The sequence below is a fragment of the Kitasatospora sp. NPDC057692 genome (assembly GCF_042799475.1).
Taxonomy (GTDB): Bacteria; Actinomycetota; Actinomycetes; order Streptomycetales; family Streptomycetaceae; genus Kitasatospora.
In genome coordinates this window covers 65,051-82,443 of record NZ_JBHVIV010000036.1, presented here as the reverse complement: position 1 = coordinate 82,443, position 17,393 = coordinate 65,051, and the positions used below count along the sequence as shown (strand labels likewise).

Here is a 17,393-nt window from a genome sequence, read left to right as displayed (position 1 = left end):
AAACGCTCGGCTGGAGAACCCCAGCCGAGCGCCTGCGTGATCTACTGACGACCACGTAAGCCATCAGGTGTTGCGAGGACCGTTAGAAACCGCCGAGTGGACGGGGGCCTTCGCCGTGCGGGGTGCTCCGGGATCAGAAGCGGCGGGTGACCAGGGCCCGCTTCACTTCCTGGATCGCCTTGGTGACCTCGATGCCGCGCGGGCAGGCCTCCGAGCAGTTGAAGGTGGTCCGGCAGCGCCAGACGCCCTCGCGGTCGTTCAGGATCTCCAGACGCTGCTCCGCACCCTCGTCGCGCGAGTCGAAGATGAAGCGGTGCGCGTTGACGATCGCGGCCGGGCCGAAGTACTGGCCGTCGTTCCAGAACACCGGGCAGGACGACGTGCACGCGGCGCACAGGATGCACTTGGTGGTGTCGTCGAACCGCTCGCGGTCCTCGGCGGACTGCAGGCGCTCGCGGGTCGGCTCGTTCCCCTTGGTGATGAGGAACGGCATGACGTCCTTGTACGCCTGGAAGAACGGGTCCATGTCCACGACCAGGTCCTTGAGGACCGTCAGGCCCTTGATGGCCTCGATCGTGATCGGCTTCTCCGGGTTGACGTCCTTGATCAGGGTCTTGCACGCCAGCCGGTTGCGGCCGTTGATCCGCATGGCGTCGGAGCCGCAGATGCCGTGGGCGCAGGAACGGCGGTAGGTGAGGGTGCCGTCCTGCTCCCACTTGATGGTGTTGAGCGCGTCCAGGACGCGCTCCTTCGGGTCCATCGTCAGCTGGTAGTCCACCCACACCGGCTCCGGGTGCTCCTCCGGGTTGAACCGGCGGATCCGGATGGTGACGGTGATCAGCTCGGTGCCACCGGCCTCGACCGCGTCCAGAGCGGCCGAGTGCTTCTCCACGGTCGGAGTGCTCATCAGTACTTACGCTCCATCGGCTGGTAGCGGGTCTGCACGACCGGCTTGTAGTCAAGGCGGATGGAGGTGCTGCCGTCCTCGGCGACCTCCTGGTACGCCATGGTGTGCTGCATGAACTTCACGTCGTCACGGGTCGGGAAGTCCTCGCGGTAGTGACCGCCGCGCGACTCCTCGCGGGCGAGCGCGGAGACCGCCAGGACCTCGGCCAGGTCGAGCAGGTTGCCCAGCTCGATGGCCTCCAGCAGGTCCGTGTTGTACCGGAAGCCCTTGTCCTGGATGGAGACGTTCTTGTAGCGCTCCTTCAGCGCGGCGACGTCCTCGACGGCCTGCTTCAGGGTGGCGCCGGTGCGGTACACCATCGCGTTGGTGTCCATGGACTCCTGCAGCTCCTTGCGGATCTGCGCCACGGACTCGGTGCCGGTGGCCTCGCGCAGGCCGTCGACCAGGTTCTGGACCAGCTGCTCCGGGTTCTCCGGCAGCGGCACGAACTCGTTGTTCTCGGCGAACCCGGCGGCGGCGATGCCGGCCCGGCGGCCGAACACGTTGATGTCCAGCAGCGAGTTGGTGCCCAGGCGGTTGGCGCCGTGCACGGACACGCAGGCGACCTCGCCGGCCGCGTACAGGCCCGGGACGACGTCGGTGTTGTTGCGCAGCACCTCACCCTCGACGTTGGTCGGGATGCCGCCCATGGCGTAGTGCGCGGTGGGCTGGATCGGGATCGGGTCCGTGTAGGGCTCGATGCCGAGGTAGGTGCGGGCGAACTCGGTGATGTCCGGGAGCTTGGCGTCCAGCTGCTCCGGCGGCAGGTGGGTCAGGTCCAGGTAGACGTGGTCGCCGTCCGGACCGCAGCCGCGGCCCTCACGGATCTCGGTGTAGATCGCGCGGGAGCAGACGTCACGGGACGCGAGGTCCTTCATGACGGGGGCGTAGCGCTCCATGAAGCGCTCGCCGTCCTTGTTGCGCAGGATGCCGCCCTCGCCGCGGGCGCCCTCGGTGAGCAGGATGCCCATCCGCCAGATGCCCGTCGGGTGGAACTGGAAGAACTCCATGTCCTCCAGCGGCAGGCCGCGGCGGTAGGCCACCGCCTGGCCGTCACCGGTGAGGGTGTGGGCGTTCGAGGAGACCTTGAACATCTTGCCGGTGCCGCCGGAGGCGAACACCACGGCCTTGGCCTGGAAGACGTGGATCTCGCCGGTGGCCAGCTCGTAGGCGACGACGCCGGCCGTCCGGCCCTCGTTGATGAGCAGGTCGAGGACGTAGAACTCGTTGAAGAACTCGACGCCGTGCTTGACGCAGTTCTGGAACAGCGTCTGCAGGATCATGTGGCCGGTGCGGTCGGCCGCGTAGCAGGAACGGCGGACCGGGGCCTCGCCGTGGTTGCGGGAGTGGCCGCCGAAGCGGCGCTGGTCGATCCGGCCCTGCTCGGTGCGGGAGAAGGGAAGGCCCATCTTCTCCAGGTCGAGGACGGCGTCGATGGCCTCCTTGCACATGATCTCGGCGGCGTCCTGGTCGACCAGGTAGTCACCGCCCTTGACCGTGTCGAAGGTGTGCCACTCCCAGTTGTCCTCCTCGACGTTGGCGAGGGCGGCGCACATGCCGCCCTGGGCCGCGCCGGTGTGGGACCGGGTGGGGTAGAGCTTGGTCAGGACGGCGGTGCGGCTGCGCTGCGTCGACTCGATGGCGGCGCGCATGCCGGCGCCGCCGGCGCCGACGATGACGGTGTCGTACTGGTGAATCTGCATGGGGGGTTAACTCGCCTCTGGCCTCTGCCGATTTCCGATGAGGTGCGGTCGGCTTAGATGTTGGGATCGAAGGTGAAGATCACCAGGGTGCCCAGCAGCACGGTGAAGACCGTGGCGGTACCCATGAGGCCCTTCAGCCAGAGCCGGGTGGAGTCCTTCTCGGCGTAGTCGTTGATGACCTGGCGCATGCCGTTGGCGCCGTGGAGCATGGCGAGCCAGAGCATGGTGAGGTCCCAGACCTGCCAGAACGGCGAGGCCCAGCGGCCGGCCACGAAGGCGAAGCCGATCTTGGAGACGCCGCCGTCGAGCACCAGCATGATCAGCAGGTGGCCGAGGATCAGCACCACCAGGACGATGCCGGACAGGCGCATGAACAGCCAGGCCAGCATCTCGAAGTTGGTGCGGGTGCGGCGCGGGGTCTTCTTGGTCCGCTGGCGGGCCGGCTCGATCACGAAGGCGTCGGCCGGGTTGCCCGTGCCGAGACCCTTGCCGGTGTGCGCCTGAGCGGAGGGGACCACCACAGCGTCGGAGATTTCCGTGGACATGTCTCAGATCACTTCCCGAACCAGGAGGTCAGCGTGTGCTGCAGGATCGGGTAGAAGGCGCCGGCCATGAGGACGACCCAGATCCCGACCACGGACCAGAGCATCTGCTTCTGGTACTTCGGGCCCTTCGACCAGAAGTCGACGGCGACGACGCGCAGGCCGTTCAGGGCGTGGAACAGGATGGCGGCCACCAGGCCGTACTCCATCAGGTTCACGAGCGGCGTCTTGTACGTCTGGATGACGGTGTCGTACGCCTCGGGCGACACCCGCACCAGCGCGGTGTCCAGGACATGGGCGAACAGGAAGAAGAAGATGAGGACGCCGGTGACTCGATGAGCCACCCAGCTCCACATGCCTTCCCGGCCGCGGTACAGCGTTCCAGCCGGCACGGAAAAACCCTCCGGAAGCGATTGGGGGCTCGGCCGGCTTCGGTGTCGGTCAGCCCGGCCGGGTACGGTCCACCGGCCGCGAGCATCCTATCGACGCGTTGTCCGGAACCGCCTCCGGGGGCCCTTGCTGTGATCAAACAGGCACTTCTGGCCTAGCTGGACGGGAACCGGGGCGCCGATTGACACACAACGTGATGAATCGAGCACGCCCGGTCGCGCTACGGTGGGCGACCCCGTCCGCGCCGACACCCCGCCGAGGCCCCCGTGCCGCATTGCGCTCCGCGCCCCTCCCGTCCCCTGCTGCTGTCCGCCGCCCTGCTGCTCGCCGCGGGCTGCGCCGCCCCCGCCGGCGGCTCGGCCGACCGGGCGCCCTCGGGTGCCCCGCCCCGCGAGCTGTCCGCCGCCGAGCTGCGCGCCGCCGCGGTGACCGACGCCGACCTCGGCCCCGGCTTCACCGTGACGGTGATCGCCCCCGGCCACGGCGGGACCGGCCCGGACGGCGGCCGGGAGACCGCCGACCGGCCGGCCTGCCAGCCGCTGCTGGACGCGGTGGCCCCGGCCGCGGCCTCCGGCCGGGCGGGCGCGTCGCCCTCCGCCGCGCCGGTCCCGGCGGTGCCGTACGCGGAGACCGATCTGAGCGTGGCGCCGGCCGCGGACCCGGCCGGCAGCCTCTACGGCGCGCTGCTCGGCTACCGGGGCGACCGGGCGGCCCGGCTGCAGGCGGAGCTGGAGGGGCTGTTCGGCCCGTGCGCGGAGTTCGTCTCGACGGCGCCGCCGCCCCCGGCGGAGAAGGGCCGGGGGGTGACCCGCACCGGACACCGGCTGAGCCGCAACGACACGCCCACGCCCGAGGGAGCCGACGCGGCGACGGGTTTCACCCTGACGAATGAATCGGGTGCGGTGGTGCTCGCCCAGCGCGCCGTCCTGGCGCGGGTCGGCCCGGCCCTGGTGGTGTTCAGCACGGTGGGGGTGGGCGCCGAGCCGGCCCCCGCGCCGGACGAACGGGTCGTCCGGCGGCAGGTGGCCAAGCTGCGTGCGGCCCAGCGGGGCTGACGCCCCGGTGCGGTGCCGCCCCTTCGATCAGCGGGCCGCGGCCCCCGAATGGGTGGCGACCAGGTGCTCCAGACGGGTGAGGGCGATCCGGCGCAGCTCGTCGGCGGCGACCAGTCGCTCCTCGTCGGGGTCGTTGGCGAGACGGGTGCGGATCGATCCGAGCACGGCGTCGAGCATCTCCTCGGGGTCGATGCCCTCCAGGCAGACCACGAAGACATGGCCGAACCGCGCCTCGTACGCGGCGTGCGCCGCCCGCAGTGCGGTGTGCGCCGCCTGGCTGCCGGGTGCGCGCATGCCGAGGAGCGGCTGCGGCATCCAGCTCTCGTCCGCCAGCGCCTCGGCCAGGTCGGCCGGACGCAGGTCGTACGAGGCCTCGCTGGCGGCGGCGAGCAGGGACTCTATGTCGGGGTAGGGCCGGTGCACGGTGAGCCGCAGGGCCCAGCGGTGGCTGCCGCAGCAGGCCAGCAGGGCCTCCTCCACGGCTCCGGCGTCGGCCTCGTTGAATCGGTGCAGTCCGAGGAGTGTCGGCTCGTCCCGGGGATCGAGCCTCGGTGACGGGATGTCGCTGGCCAGCGGGTCCTCCTCGTGAGGGCGGGAAGGTGCCGGTGAAGGGGGGCGGTGGAGTGGTGGGTGAAGCGCCGGTGAAGCCAGGTGAAGTATGAGGCTGCGGAATGGCGTCCATCGCCCGTCCGGCTGTGAGCCAACGGTAGTTGAGCGCTCATCAGTTGGGGAGGGCGCGCGCGGATTTCATCCGAACGAGCTATCAAGTTGTGACGTTGACACCTCGGTGTCACGCCCTCCCCGTCTTCAGCGGCTATGGCGCGTCAGGAGCACGTCGCCCCGGCGGCCGGCAGCGTGCCCTCGGTGAGGTACGCGGCGTAGGCGGCGTCGATGCAGCCGTTGCCCGAGCCGAAGGCGCCGTGGCCCTCGCCCTGGAGGGTCAGCAGCGTCGCGCTGGCGAAGCCCTTGGCCAGCGACTCGGCGGCGGCGTACGGGGTGGCCGGGTCGCCGGTGGTGCCGACGACCAGGATCGGCGCGGCGCCCTCGGCCCGCACGGTGTGCGGCTTCTCGGGGGTCTTGAAGGGCCAGTTGGTGCAGGAGCCCTCGCTGAAGTCCTCGACGCCGATGCCCTTGGCGAGCAGCGGGGCCTCCTGCTGGAGCTTCTGCACGGCCTGCTGGGCCTGCTCGGCGGTCGGGGCGGGCGAGGCGCCGTCGGCGCAGTGGATCGCGACCAGGGCCTCCGAATCGGGGGAGTAGTGGCCCTTCTCGTCCCGGCCGTTGTAGCTGTCGGCGAAGGCCAGCAGGGCGTCGCCCTGGCCGCCCTTCATCGCCTGCAGCAGCGACAGGCGCAGGTACGGCCACATGGTCTTCTCGTCGCCGTAGAGCAGGGCGGTGACGCCGGTCCAGCCCAGGGCGCTGCCGACCTTGCGGCCGTCCTTGGTGGGCAGGGGCTTGTCGCGCAGCCCGTCGAGGAAGTCGGCGGCCTTCCTGGCGGCCTTGTCGCTGCTCCTGCCGAGCGGGCACTCGTCGGCGTGCTTCTCGACGCAGTCGGCGGCGAAGCGCTCGAAGGACTTCTCGAAGCCGATGATCTGGCCGAGGCTCGCGTCCAGCGCCTGCGCGGCGGGGTCGACGGCGCCGTCGAGGATCAGCCGGCCGACGTTCTTCGGGAACTCCTCGGCGTAGAGCGCGCCGAGGTAGGTGCCGTAGGAGACGCCGAGGTAGTTGAGCTTCTGGTCGCCGACGGCGGCGCGCAGCACGTCCAGGTCGCGGGCGGTGTTGCGGGTGCCGACGAAGGGCAGCAGCTTGCCGGACCTGGCCTGGCAGGCGGCGGCGAAGTCGGCGGCGTGCTTCTCCGACTGCGCCCTGGCCTCGGCCTGGTCGGCCGGAGTGTCCTCGGCGTTGAGCGCGTCGCGCTGCTTGTCGTCCAGGCAGGTGACCGGCGAGCTCTCGCCGGTGCCGCGCGGGTCGAAGCCGACCACGTCGAAGCGGTTGTGCAGGGTGCCTTCGAACTGCTTGTCGCCGAACTTGACGGTCTCCACGCCGGAGGCGCCGGGGCCGCCCGGGTTGACGATCAGCGAGCCGAGCTTCTGGTCCGCCTTGGCGGCCGGGTTCTTGATCAGCGCGAGGTCGATGGCCTCGCCCGCCGGACTGGTGTAGTCGAGCGGGACGTGCAGCTTGCCGCACTTCATCAGGGAGAGGTCGATCTTCTGCTCGGCGGCCTTGGCGTCCGGCGGGCAGGCGGCCCAGGTGATCTGCTGGCCGTAGAACGGCTTGAGCGCCGGGTCGTCGGCCCCGGTGGGCTTCACCGTCGGGGTGGGCGCCGGCGTCGCGGTCGGGGTCGCGGCGGCCGCGGCGCTGCTCGCCGGTGCGGAGGCGGCCTCGTCCTGGGCCGGCTTCTCGTCCCCTCCACACGCGGTCGCGAGGAGGAGGCTGCCGGCCGCGAAGGCGGCCAGCAGGAGGCGCGGGCGGGTGGCCCGGTGAGTGTTCATCGCACGTATGTACCACTCAGGGGTGACGGTTCGGGTGCGGACCCCCCTTGCGGCCCCTGCCCGCGCGGCTCCCGGGGCCTCAGCTCTCGCGGTGCACCTTGTGGTTCGCGGCCTGCGCGCGCGGGCGGACCACCAGCAGGTCGATGTTGACGTGCGAGGGCCGGGTGACCGCCCAGGCGACGGTGTCGGCGATGTCCTCGGAGGTGAGCGGTTCGGCGACGCCCGCGTACACCGCGGCGGCCTTCTGCTCGTCGCCGCGGAAGCGGGTCACCGCGAAGCCCTCGGACTTCACCATGCCCGGGGCGATCTCGATCACCCGGATCGGCTCCCCGCACAGCTCCAGCCGCAGCGTCGCGGCGATGGTGTGCGCGGCGTGCTTGGCCGCCACGTAGCCGCCGCCGCCCTCGTACGCGGCCAGCGCGGCCGTCGAGGAGAGCACCAGGACGGTGCCGTCGCCGCTCGCCCGCAGGGCCGGCAGCAGCGCCTGGGTCACGTGCAGCACCCCGAGCACGTTGACCTCGTACATGGCCAGCCAGTCGGCCGGATCGCCGGTCTCGACGCTCTCCGCGCCGATCGCCCCGCCGGCGTTGTTCACCAGCACGTCCACCCGGCCGACCGCGGCCGCGAAGGCGTCCACGGCGGCCCGGTCGGTGACGTCCAGGGTGACCGCCCGGGCCGAACCTCCCCGGCCGCCGATCTCCTCGGCCAGCGCCTCGATCCGCTCGGTGCGGCGGGCGGTCAGCACCACCTCGAAGCCCTCGGCCGCCAGCCGGCGGGCGGTCGCCGCGCCGATTCCGCTGCTCGCACCGGTGACCACGGCCACCTTCTGCTCGGTCATTGCCACTCCTGAGATATCCCGGTTGGTTCAACCGATCATCTCAAGGCCCCCGGCGTTACATTGCGAGAGGAGTGGACCCGCCCGCCGACCCCGCGGAGGACCCCATGACCGCCGACCCGCCCGCCGACCCGCGCGTCGACCCGCCCGCCGAGCCGCGCGTCGACCCGCCCGCCGAGCCGCGCCGCACCGAGTCCGGCTTCCCGTTCGCGCCGGTGTACGGCCCCGAGGCGACGGCCGGCCCGCACCCGGACGAGCGGCTGGGCCGTCCGGGGGAGTACCCGTTCACCCGGGGGATCCATCCGACCATGTACACCGGCCGCCCCTGGACGATGCGCCAGTACGCCGGCTTCGGCACCGCCGCCGAGTCCAACGCCCGCTACCGGCGGCTGATCGCCGGCGGCTCCACCGGCCTCTCGGTCGCCTTCGACCTGCCCACCCAGATGGGCTACGACTCGGACGCCCCGCTCGCCGCCGGGGAGGTCGGCCGGGTCGGGGTGGCGATCGACGGCGTCGAGGACATGGCCGAGCTGTTCGCGGGCATCCCGCTCGGCGAGGTCTCCACCTCGATGACCATCAACGCGCCGGCCGCCGTGCTGCTGCTCCTCTACCAGCTGGTCGGCGAGGGCCAGGGTGTCCCGTCGGCCGGGCTCACCGGCACGGTGCAGAACGACGTGCTGAAGGAGTACATCGCCCGCGGGACGTACATCTTCCCGCCGCAGCCCTCGCTGCGGCTGGTCGCCGACCTCTTCCGGTACTGCCGGGCCGAGATCCCGCGCTGGAACACCATCTCGATCTCCGGCTACCACATGGCCGAGGCCGGGGCCACGCCCGCGCAGGAGATCGCCTTCACGCTGGCCGACGGGATCGCCTACGTGCGCGCCGCGCTGGCCGCCGGGCTGGCGGTGGACGAGTTCGCGCCCCGGCTCTCCTTCTTCTTCGTGGCCCGCAGCACCCTGCTGGAGGAGGTCGCCAAGTTCCGTGCCGCGCGCCGGATCTGGGCCCGGGTGATGCGCGAGGAGTTCGGCGCCCGCGACCCGCGCTCGCAGCGGCTGCGCTTCCACACCCAGACCGCGGGCGTCCAACTCACCGCCCAGCAGCCCGAGGTGAACCTGGTCCGGGTCACGGTGCAGGCGCTCGCGGCGGTGTTCGGCGGCACCCAGTCGCTGCACACCAACTCCTTCGACGAGGCGCTGGCGCTGCCCACCGAGAAGGCCGCCCGGCTCGCCCTGCGCACCCAGCAGGTGCTCGCCCACGAGACCGATGTGACCGCCACCGTCGACCCGTTCGCCGGCTCGTACGCGGTGGAGGCGCTGACCGACGAGCTGGAGGCCGCGGTCCTCGGCCTGATGGCCCGGGTCGAGGAGCTGGGCGGGGCGGTGGCCGCGATCGAGGCCGGCTACCAGAAGGCGGAGATCGAGCGCAGCGCCTACCGGATCCAGCGGGAGACCGAGGAGGGCGCGCGCACGGTGGTCGGGGTCAACCGGTTCCGGCTGGAGCCGGGGGAGTTGGCGGCCGAGGAGCCGTACCGGCCGCTGCGGGTGGACCTGGCGATCGAGGCGCGGCAGGCCGGCCGGCTGGTCCGGCTGCGGGCGGCGCGCGACGGCGCCGCGGTGGGCCGGGCGCTGGGCGCGCTGCGCCGGGCCGCGGAGGGGCGGGAGAACGTGCTCTACCCGATGCGCGAGGCGCTGGCCGCGCGGGCCACCGTCGGGGAGGTCTGCGACGCGCTGCGCGAGGTGTGGGGCCGGCATGTCCCGGTCGAGCGGTTTTGAGCCAATGTTCGAGCGGCCCGGAACCCGCGCGGAGCCCCTCCGAACGGCCGTCAACCGCCCGGTCGAGGAGGCCGTGACCTTGATCGCCGATGGTCGTTGCACAGGGCAGGCACCATGGGGAAGGCGGCTGAAACAAGATGTCATACCCACCATCGCGGCCGGTATGCGCCCATCCGGGGACTTCTTTGCGGGAAGTCGGGCCAAATCCCCCCAACAGGCCTACCCTTGTTGAGATGAACCGTCGTGAGTCCGCCCAGTCGGCCGTCACCCTCACCGCTGCCCGCCCCGCCGCCGGTCTCCGCGACCGGGTGCGGGAGCTGGAGCCCGAGCTGATCGCCTTCCGGCGGGACCTGCACCGGCACCCGGAGCTGGGCCGCCAGGAGTTCCGAACCACCGGCCTGCTGCGCGACCGCCTGGTCGCCGCCGGCCTCGCCCCCCGGATCCTCCCGGGCGGCACCGGAATGCTCGTCGACATCGTTCCCGAGTCCGCCCCGCGCGGGGCGGAGTTCCTCGCCTTCCGCGCGGACATCGACGCCCTGCCCATCGACGACGCCAAGACCGACGTCCCCTACCGTTCGAGCGTCCCCGGCCGGGCCCACGCCTGCGGCCACGACGTGCACACCTCGGTGGTGCTCGGCACCGCGCTGGTGCTCGCCGAGGCGGCCCGCGCCGGGGAGCTGCGGCGCCCGGTCCGACTGGTCTTCCAGCCCGCCGAGGAGGTCATGCCCGGCGGCGCGCTGGAGGTGATCGCGGCCGGCGGGATGGAGGGCGTCGGCCGGATCTTCGCCGTGCACTGCGACCCCAAGGTGGAGGTGGGCCGGGTCGGCCTGCGGGTCGGGGCGATCACCTCGGCCTGCGACCGCCTGGTGCTCCACCTGGACGGCCCCGGCGGCCACACCGCGCGTCCGCACCTGACCACCGACCTGGTCACCGCGGTCGCCCGCACCGCCGCCGAGCTGCCGGCCGCGCTGGCCCGCCGGATGGACCCGCGCTGGGGCGTCTCGCTGGTCTGGGGCCGGATCGCCGCCGGCTCCGCGCCGAACGTCATCCCGCAGCACGCGGAACTGGAGGGCACCGTCCGCTGCCTGGAGCTGGCCGGCTGGCGGGAGGCGCCGGACCTGCTGCACGAGCTGGTCGCCCGGCTCGCCGAGACCTACCGCGCGAAGTGGACGCTCGACTACCACCGGGGCGTGCCGCCGGTGGTCAACGAGGCGGTCTCGGTCGGGCTGCTGGAGGCGGCCATGACCGCGCGCTTCGGCCGGGACGGCGCCGAGGTGGTCGAGGACACCGAGCAGTCGCTCGGCGGGGAGGACTTCTCCTGGTATCTGGAGCACGCCCCCGGCGCGCTGGCCCGGCTCGGGGTGCGGGCGCCCGGTGACACCACCGTCCGCGACCTGCACCAGGGCCGCTTCGACGTGGACGAGCGCGCGATCGCGATCGGCGTGGAGCTGTTCACCGCGCTGGCCCTGGAGCCCGGCACGCTCTGACGCATTCCCGCTCGGACCGATCGGAACCGGACACCCGCCAGGGTGTCCGGTTTGTCGTTGATCGGGCGCTTTTTGGTGGTCCGTACACCGGGTGGGACCGGCTCCAACCACCGTTCGTGGAGGGCGAAGGGGCGTCGGGGCGACGGCGAGACCACGGTTTGGTAACAACCCGAATGCTCCGGCGGCCCGTAACACAACCGTGTTCTACGCGCGTTACGGTGGCGTCCGACCACGCTAAACGGGTGCGTGTGAGAAGGAGATACTCCCTTGCGCCGTTCCATTAAGCTCGCCGCGGTTGTGCTCTCGGGTTCCCTGGGCATCGCCTCGCTCGCCGCTTGCGGCGCAAAGAGCAACGACACCACCGCCTCCTCGGGCTCGTCCGAGGGCGGCCTGAAGGTCGGCATGGCCTACGACATCGGCGGCCGTGGCGACCAGTCCTTCAACGACTCCGCGGCCCGCGGCCTGGACAAGGCCAAGACCGACCTGGGCGTCGCCGTCACCGAGGCCGACGCCAAGACCGGTGAGGCGGAGGCCGACAAGGAGACCCGCCTCAAGAACCTGGTCACCGCGGGCTACAACCCGATCATCGCGGTCGGCTTCGTGTACCAGGCGGCCGTCGAGAAGATCGCCAAGGAGAACCCGAACACCAAGTTCGCGATCATCGACTCGGCCTCCGACACCCAGCCGGCCAACGTCACCTCGCTGACCTTCTCGGAGCAGGAGGGCTCGTACCTGGCCGGTGTGGCCGCCGCCCTCAAGTCCAAGAACAAGCACGTCGGCTTCATCGGCGGCGTGCAGTCCGAGCTGATCAAGAAGTTCGAGGCCGGTTACCGCGCGGGCGTCAAGTCCGTCGACCCGCAGATGCCGGTCGAGGTCACCTACCTGAGCACCCCGCCGGACTTCTCCGGCTTCGCCGCCCCGGACAAGGGCAAGGAAGCCGCGCAGGGCCAGATCGACAAGAAGGCCGACGTCATCTACACCGCCGCCGGCTCCTCCGGCAACGGTGCCATCGAGGCCGTCGCCAACGCCGGCGCCCTGGCCATCGGCGTCGACTCCGACCAGGCCGCCCAGCCGGCCCTGGCGAAGTACAAGAACAGCATCATGACCTCGATGGTCAAGAACGTCGACAAGGCCGTGTTCGCCTACATCGAGTCCGCCAAGAAGGGCCAGCCCTTCACCGGTGTGAAGAACTTCGACCTCAAGGCCGACGGTGTCTCGCTCGCCACCACCGGCGGCAAGATCGACGACATCAAGGCCAAGCTCGACGAGGCCACCAACGCCATCAAGAGCGGTCAGACCGCCATTCCGACCGACCCGTCGAAGCTGTAAGGCTCCAGGGCTCGACCGGACGTCACCGGCACCGCCGACTGCCCGGCGGCGCCATGATGGACGCAGCATCAGGGAGGGGCCCGGCAGGGTGCGCTCAGTGCGTACCCCCGGGCCCCGTCCCGTCCCCACCTCCATCCGCTTTTGGCCCTCCAGCGCAACGACGCGCCTCCAGACCACCAGGAGACCGCCATCACCGCATCCGACCCCGCCCCGACGACGGGCGGTAACCCCAGCGCGGGGACGGCGACACCGGCCGTCGAACTGCGCGGAATCACCAAGCGATTCCCCGGCGTCGTGGCCAACCACGACATCAACCTCACCGTCCGCACCGGCACCGTGCACGCCCTCATGGGCGAGAACGGCGCCGGCAAGTCGACGCTGATGAAGATCCTCTACGGCATGCAGAAGCCGGACGAGGGCACCATCGCGATCAACGGCGAGACCTGCGAGTTCAACACCCCGGGCGACGCCATCGCGCGCGGCATCGGCATGGTGCACCAGCACTTCATGCTGGCCGACAACCTCACCGTCCTGGAGAACGTCGTCCTCGGCGGCGAGCACCTGTACGGCATCGGGGCCAGGGCCAAGGAGAAGATCGAGCAGATCTCCGCGCAGTACGGCCTGGGCGTGCGCCCGGACGCCCTGGTCGAGGACCTCGGGGTGGCCGACCGCCAGCGCGTCGAGATCCTCAAGGTGCTCTACCGCGGGGCCAAGATCCTCATCCTCGACGAGCCCACGGCCGTGCTCGTGCCGCAGGAGGTCGACGCGCTGTTCGACAACCTGCGCGAGCTGAAGGCCGAGGGCGTCACCGTCATCTTCATCTCGCACAAGCTGCACGAGGTGCTCTCGGTGGCCGACGCGATCAGCGTCATCCGCCGCGGCACCACCGTCGGCGACGCCGACCCGAAGAGCGTCACCGCCCGCCAGCTCGCCGAGCTGATGGTCGGCGCCGAGCTGCCCTCCCCGGAGAGCCGCGAGTCGACCGTCACCACCGCCGAGATGCTGAGCGTCGACGGTCTGCGGATCGCCAAGACCGACGCCGAGGGCATCGAGCGCGTCGTCCTGGACGACATCTCGCTGCGCATCCACAAGGGCGAGATCCTCGGCATCGCCGGTGTCGAGGGCAACGGCCAGGCCGAACTGGTCGAGGCCGTCATGGGCATGCTCCCGCTGGACGCCGGCACCGTGACCCTGGACGGCAAGGACCTCTCCGGCACCCTCACCCGGGCCCGCCGGGAGGCCGGCATCGGCTACATCCCCGAGGACCGCCACCGGCACGGCCTGCTGCTGGAGGCCCCGCTCTGGGAGAACCGGATCCTCGGCCACGTCACCGAGCGCCCCAACTCCAAGGGCGTGCTGCTCGACCCGGCCGCCGCCCGCAAGGACACCCAGCGGATCGTCGAGGAGTACGACGTCCGCACCCCCGGCATCGAGGTCACCGCGGCCTCCCTCTCCGGCGGCAACCAGCAGAAGCTGATCATCGGCCGCGAGATGAGCCACGACCCCAAGCTGCTGATCGCCGCCCACCCCACCCGCGGGGTGGACGTCGGCGCCCAGGCGCAGATCTGGGAGCACATCCGGGTCGCCCAGCGGGCCGGCCTCGCCGTGCTGCTGATCTCCGCCGACCTGGACGAGCTGATCGGCCTGTCCGACCACATCAAGGTGATCTACCGCGGCCGGCTGGTCGCCGACGCCGACCCGGAGACCGTGACCGCCGAGGACCTCGGCACCGCGATGACCGGCGCCGCCACCGGCCACATCGAGTCCGAGCCGGAGGCCCTCGCGCAGGCGCAGGCCCTCGCGGCGGAGGGCACCGAGGCCGCGCCGTCCGACGCCGCGCCGTCCGGCACCCCCACCGACACCGCCGACGACCAGCAGGCGGGGGAGTAACCACATGACCAGTCCCAAGCCCGCTCCCGCCGCTCCCGCCGCGGCCCCCGCCAAGGGCGGCCTGGCACAGCGGTTCAACGGCGAGAAGATCGTGCTCGCCCTCGCCGCGCCGGTGCTCGCCGTCGTGCTGTCCGTCGTCATCTGCTCGCTGCTGCTGGCGACCTCCGGCAAGAACCCGTTCGACGCCTGGAACGTGATGATCACGTACGGGACCAAGTCGGACGGCCAGGTGGCCATCATCAACCGGTCCACCACGTACTACCTCGCCGCCGCGGCCGCCGCCTTCGGCTTCCGCATGAACCTGTTCAACATCGGCGTCGAGGGCCAGTACAAGCTCGCCGCGTTGTTCGCCGCCTTCGTCGGCAGCCAGGTCGACCTCCCGGCGATCATCCAGATCCCGCTGCTGCTGCTGACCGCGATGCTGGTCGGCGGCATGTGGGCGGCCGTGGCCGGCCTGCTGAAGGTCTTCCGCGGCGTCAGCGAGGTCATCTCGACCATCATGCTGAACTCGATCGCCACCGCGGTGGTCGGCCTGCTGCTCGTCCCCGGCATCTTCGCGCCGGAGAAGGGCACCACCAGCAACTCGATCCAGACCACCCCGATCTCGGAGTCCAGCCGGTTCTTCTCGATCACCACCGACGGCGGCCCGCTCTGGGGCTTCGTCGTCATCGCGATCGTGGTCGGCGTGGCCTTCCAGTTCACCCTGAACCGCACCCGCTTCGGCTTCGACCTGCGCGCCACCGGCCGCTCGGAGAGCGCGGCCACCGCGTCCGGCGTCAACGTCAAGCGCATGGTCGTCACCTCGATGGTGGTCTCCGGCGCGCTGGCCGGCCTCATCGGCCTGCCGGAGCTGATGCAGAACTCGTACTACTTCGGCCAGAGCTTCCAGGCCGGCCTCGGCTTCCTGGGCATCTCGGTCGCCCTGCTCGGGCGCAACAGCCCGATCGGCATGGTGTTCGCCGCCCTGCTCTTCGCCTTCCTCGACGCCACCGGCTCGCAGCTGCCGCTGCCGCAGAACGGTGAGTTCCCGTTCGAGATCGTCGACGTCATGAAGGGCACCATCGTCATCTGCGTCGTCGTCGCCTACGAGCTGGTCCGCCGCTACGGCCTCAAGCGCCAGCAGCAGAAGGTCGGCGCCGAGCTCGCCGCCCAGGCTGCCGCCGCGGCCGCCCAGAAGAAGGAGGTGTCGGCGTGAGTAGCGCAACCGCGGTCCGCGCCAAGACGCCCGGCGGCGCGCCCGCCAAGAAGCGCAAGTTGTCCTGGCCGGTGGTGCTGCTGCTGGTCGCGGGCGCCCTCGTGCTGTTCTCCGCCGTCGGCATGATCACCGACAACCACGCGCTGACCTCCTCCGGCCAGATCACCGCGGCGCTCGGCGCGGCGGTCCCGATCGGCATGGCCGGCCTCGGCGGCCTCTGGTCCGAGCGGGCCGGCGTCGTCAACATCGGCCTCGAAGGCATGATGGTCGCCGGCACCTTCGCCGGGGCCTGGGGCGGCTACCTGGTCAACCCCTGGTTCGGCCTGGTGGCCGGTATGCTCGGCGGCGCCCTCGGCGGTCTGCTGCACGCCGTCATCACGGTGACCTTCGGCGTCGACCACATCGTCTCCGGCGTCGGCATCAACCTGCTGATCCCCGGCATCTGCGCGTACGTCAACCGGATCTACTACAAGGACTACATCTCGGTGGGCGCCGGTGCGAACCAGTCCCCGCCGGCCGATCCGCTGCCGTACCTCACCGTCCCCGGCCTGTCCTCCTGGCTGAAGGACATCGAGAGCCACCACTGGTTCCTGGTCTCCGACGTCGCCGGCGTGCTCGGCGGCCTGGTCACCAACCTGTCGGTGGTCGTCATCCTGGCCGGCGTGCTGATCGTCGCCAGCTACTTCGCCCTCTGGCGGACCGTCTTCGGCCTGCGGCTGCGCTCCTGCGGCGAGAACCCGACCGCCGCCGAGTCGCTGGGCGTCAACGTCTACAAGTACAAGTACCTGGCGGTCATCGCCTCGGGCGCCTTCGCGGGCCTCGGCGGCGCGTACCTCTCGCTGGTCGCCGCGCACTTCTACAAGGACGGCCAGACCCTGGGCCGCGGCTTCATCGGCCTCGCCGCGATGATCTTCGGCAACTGGATGCCGGGCGGCCTCGCCGTCGGCGCCGGCCTGTTCGGCTTCACCGACAGCCTCCAGCTGCGCGACCCGGAGTCGGTGCACGTGCTGATCCTGGTGGTCGCCATCGCGATGGTGCTGCTGGCGGCGTGGCAGCTGTACCGCCGCGCGTTCACCCCGGCCGTGATCTCCGCGGTGGTCTCCGCGGGCCTGTTCGTCTGGTACTTCACCACCGACGAGGTGCAGCGCCCGCTGATCGTCGCCACGCCGTACGTGATCACCCTGGTGGTGCTCTCGCTGGCCTCGCAGCGGCTGCGGCCGCCGAAGGCCGACGGCCAGATCTACCGCAAGGGGCAGGGCAAGTGACGGCCGACGCCGAGGCGGTCGACTGGGCCGCGCTGCGGGCCGCGGCGCGCGAGGCGATGCGTCACGCGTACGCGCCCTACAGCAAGTTCCCGGTCGGCGCCGCGGCGCTGGTCGACGACGGCCGGGTGGTCACCGGGTGCAACGTCGAGAACGCCTCGTACGGGATCGGGCTGTGCGCCGAGTGCGGCCTGGTCTCCGCGCTGCACGCGAGCGGCGGCGGCCGGCTGACCGCGTTCACCTGCGTGGACGGCGCCGGGGCGCTGCTGATGCCGTGCGGCCGCTGCCGCCAGCTGCTGTACGAGCACGGCGGGCCCGACCTGCTGGTCGAGCTGCCGTCCGGCGTGCGGCCGATGAGTGACGTCCTGCCCGACGCGTTCGGGCCGGAGCGGCTCTAGCACTGCTGTTTGTTACGCGCGTAGAGTGTCGGGGGGGGGGGGGGGGGGGGCCCGGCCCCGGCCCCCCGGCCCGTTGTTGTGAGAGCGAAGGAGCAAAGGG

Annotated in this window: 15 protein-coding genes; 8 read left to right on the top strand and 7 right to left on the bottom strand. The window is 71.4% G+C overall.

The genetic code is table 11. The features are described from left to right. Positions 1-133: 133 nt before the first annotated feature. The 4 genes from ACFVFS_RS21390 to sdhC are packed head-to-tail and all read right to left on the bottom strand — an operon-like array spanning position 134 to position 3,583. Positions 134-907, bottom strand: coding sequence for a succinate dehydrogenase iron-sulfur subunit (locus tag ACFVFS_RS21390; RefSeq protein WP_380626172.1), 774 nt, complete (start codon positions 905-907; stop codon positions 134-136). Then, a complete protein-coding gene (gene sdhA / locus ACFVFS_RS21385) occupies positions 907-2,649 on the bottom strand; it encodes a succinate dehydrogenase flavoprotein subunit (protein ID WP_380626171.1) in 1,743 nt (580 codons plus the stop codon). Before sdhA ends, ACFVFS_RS21390 begins: the two co-directional genes overlap by 1 nt. A gap of 53 nt (positions 2,650-2,702) precedes the next feature. Continuing rightward, the gene (locus tag ACFVFS_RS21380) at positions 2,703-3,194 is read right to left on the bottom strand and encodes a succinate dehydrogenase hydrophobic membrane anchor subunit (protein WP_030300556.1); all 492 of its coding nucleotides are present in this window, start codon (positions 3,192-3,194) and stop codon (positions 2,703-2,705) included. Between the two features lie 8 nt (positions 3,195-3,202). After that, positions 3,203-3,583, bottom strand: coding sequence for a succinate dehydrogenase, cytochrome b556 subunit (sdhC, locus tag ACFVFS_RS21375; RefSeq protein WP_380626170.1), 381 nt, complete (start codon positions 3,581-3,583; stop codon positions 3,203-3,205). A 264-nt stretch (positions 3,584-3,847) separates the two neighbouring features. Between sdhC and ACFVFS_RS21370 the strand changes: the two genes are divergently transcribed. Next, positions 3,848-4,636, top strand: a complete 789-nt coding sequence (locus ACFVFS_RS21370) for a hypothetical protein (RefSeq protein WP_380626169.1) — start codon at positions 3,848-3,850, stop codon at positions 4,634-4,636. 27 nt (positions 4,637-4,663) lie between these two features. Here ACFVFS_RS21370 and ACFVFS_RS21365 read toward each other — a convergent pair whose 3' ends face one another. The 3 genes from ACFVFS_RS21365 to ACFVFS_RS21355 form a co-directional block, all read right to left on the bottom strand. Then, positions 4,664-5,209 carry a 2-oxo-4-hydroxy-4-carboxy-5-ureidoimidazoline decarboxylase gene (locus ACFVFS_RS21365; protein ID WP_380626179.1) on the bottom strand — a complete coding sequence of 182 codons (546 nt, stop codon included), beginning with the start codon at positions 5,207-5,209 and terminating at the stop codon, positions 4,664-4,666. A 251-nt stretch (positions 5,210-5,460) separates the two neighbouring features. Further along, complete coding sequence (locus ACFVFS_RS21360; protein WP_380626168.1) at positions 5,461-7,125, bottom strand: alpha/beta hydrolase; 1,665 nt, start codon at positions 7,123-7,125, stop codon at positions 5,461-5,463. A 79-nt stretch (positions 7,126-7,204) separates the two neighbouring features. After that, entirely contained in the window at positions 7,205-7,963 is a 759-nt protein-coding gene (locus ACFVFS_RS21355; RefSeq protein WP_380626167.1) for an SDR family oxidoreductase, read from the bottom strand. A 104-nt stretch (positions 7,964-8,067) separates the two neighbouring features. On the opposite strand from ACFVFS_RS21355, the gene ACFVFS_RS21350 reads away from it, so the two are divergent. From ACFVFS_RS21350 to ACFVFS_RS21320, 7 genes are all read left to right on the top strand, one after another. Further along, complete coding sequence (locus tag ACFVFS_RS21350) at positions 8,068-9,732, top strand: methylmalonyl-CoA mutase (protein WP_380626166.1); 1,665 nt, start codon at positions 8,068-8,070, stop codon at positions 9,730-9,732. Positions 9,733-9,965: 233 nt separating this feature from the next. Then, a complete protein-coding gene (locus tag ACFVFS_RS21345; RefSeq protein WP_380626165.1) occupies positions 9,966-11,219 on the top strand; it encodes an amidohydrolase in 1,254 nt (417 codons plus the stop codon). 267 nt (positions 11,220-11,486) lie between these two features. Next, on the top strand, positions 11,487-12,548 hold the full coding sequence (locus ACFVFS_RS21340; RefSeq protein WP_380626164.1) for a BMP family protein: 1,062 nt from the start codon (positions 11,487-11,489) through the stop codon (positions 12,546-12,548). Positions 12,549-12,896: 348 nt separating this feature from the next. Then, complete coding sequence (locus ACFVFS_RS21335) at positions 12,897-14,438, top strand: ABC transporter ATP-binding protein (RefSeq protein ID WP_380626178.1); 1,542 nt, start codon at positions 12,897-12,899, stop codon at positions 14,436-14,438. Positions 14,439-14,442: 4 nt separating this feature from the next. Beyond that, on the top strand, positions 14,443-15,633 hold the full coding sequence (locus ACFVFS_RS21330; protein ID WP_380626163.1) for an ABC transporter permease: 1,191 nt from the start codon (positions 14,443-14,445) through the stop codon (positions 15,631-15,633). Continuing rightward, positions 15,630-16,898, top strand: a complete 1,269-nt coding sequence (locus ACFVFS_RS21325) for an ABC transporter permease (protein ID WP_380626162.1) — start codon at positions 15,630-15,632, stop codon at positions 16,896-16,898. The genes ACFVFS_RS21330 and ACFVFS_RS21325 overlap by 4 nt, the downstream gene beginning before the upstream one ends. Continuing rightward, complete coding sequence (locus ACFVFS_RS21320) at positions 16,895-17,293, top strand: cytidine deaminase (RefSeq protein ID WP_380626161.1); 399 nt, start codon at positions 16,895-16,897, stop codon at positions 17,291-17,293. Before ACFVFS_RS21325 ends, ACFVFS_RS21320 begins: the two co-directional genes overlap by 4 nt. Positions 17,294-17,393: the final 100 nt, after the last annotated feature.

Bases quoted from the DNA above. Each gene is read 5' to 3' on its own strand.
- ACFVFS_RS21390 (WP_380626172.1), bottom strand. From the start codon at position 907: ATGAGCACTCCGACCGTGGAGAAGCACTCGGCCGCTCTGGACGCGGTC.
- sdhA (WP_380626171.1), bottom strand. From the start codon at position 2,649: ATGCAGATTCACCAGTACGACACCGTCATCGTCGGCGCCGGCGGCGCC.
- ACFVFS_RS21380 (WP_030300556.1), bottom strand. From the start codon at position 3,194: ATGTCCACGGAAATCTCCGACGCTGTGGTGGTCCCCTCCGCTCAGGCG.
- ACFVFS_RS21360 (WP_380626168.1), bottom strand. From the start codon at position 7,125: ATGAACACTCACCGGGCCACCCGCCCGCGCCTCCTGCTGGCCGCCTTC.
- ACFVFS_RS21355 (WP_380626167.1), bottom strand. From the start codon at position 7,963: ATGACCGAGCAGAAGGTGGCCGTGGTCACCGGTGCGAGCAGCGGAATC.
- ACFVFS_RS21350 (WP_380626166.1), top strand. From the start codon at position 8,068: ATGACCGCCGACCCGCCCGCCGACCCGCGCGTCGACCCGCCCGCCGAG.
- ACFVFS_RS21345 (WP_380626165.1), top strand. From the start codon at position 9,966: ATGAACCGTCGTGAGTCCGCCCAGTCGGCCGTCACCCTCACCGCTGCC.
- ACFVFS_RS21335 (WP_380626178.1), top strand. From the start codon at position 12,897: ATGGGCGAGAACGGCGCCGGCAAGTCGACGCTGATGAAGATCCTCTAC.
- ACFVFS_RS21330 (WP_380626163.1), top strand. From the start codon at position 14,443: ATGACCAGTCCCAAGCCCGCTCCCGCCGCTCCCGCCGCGGCCCCCGCC.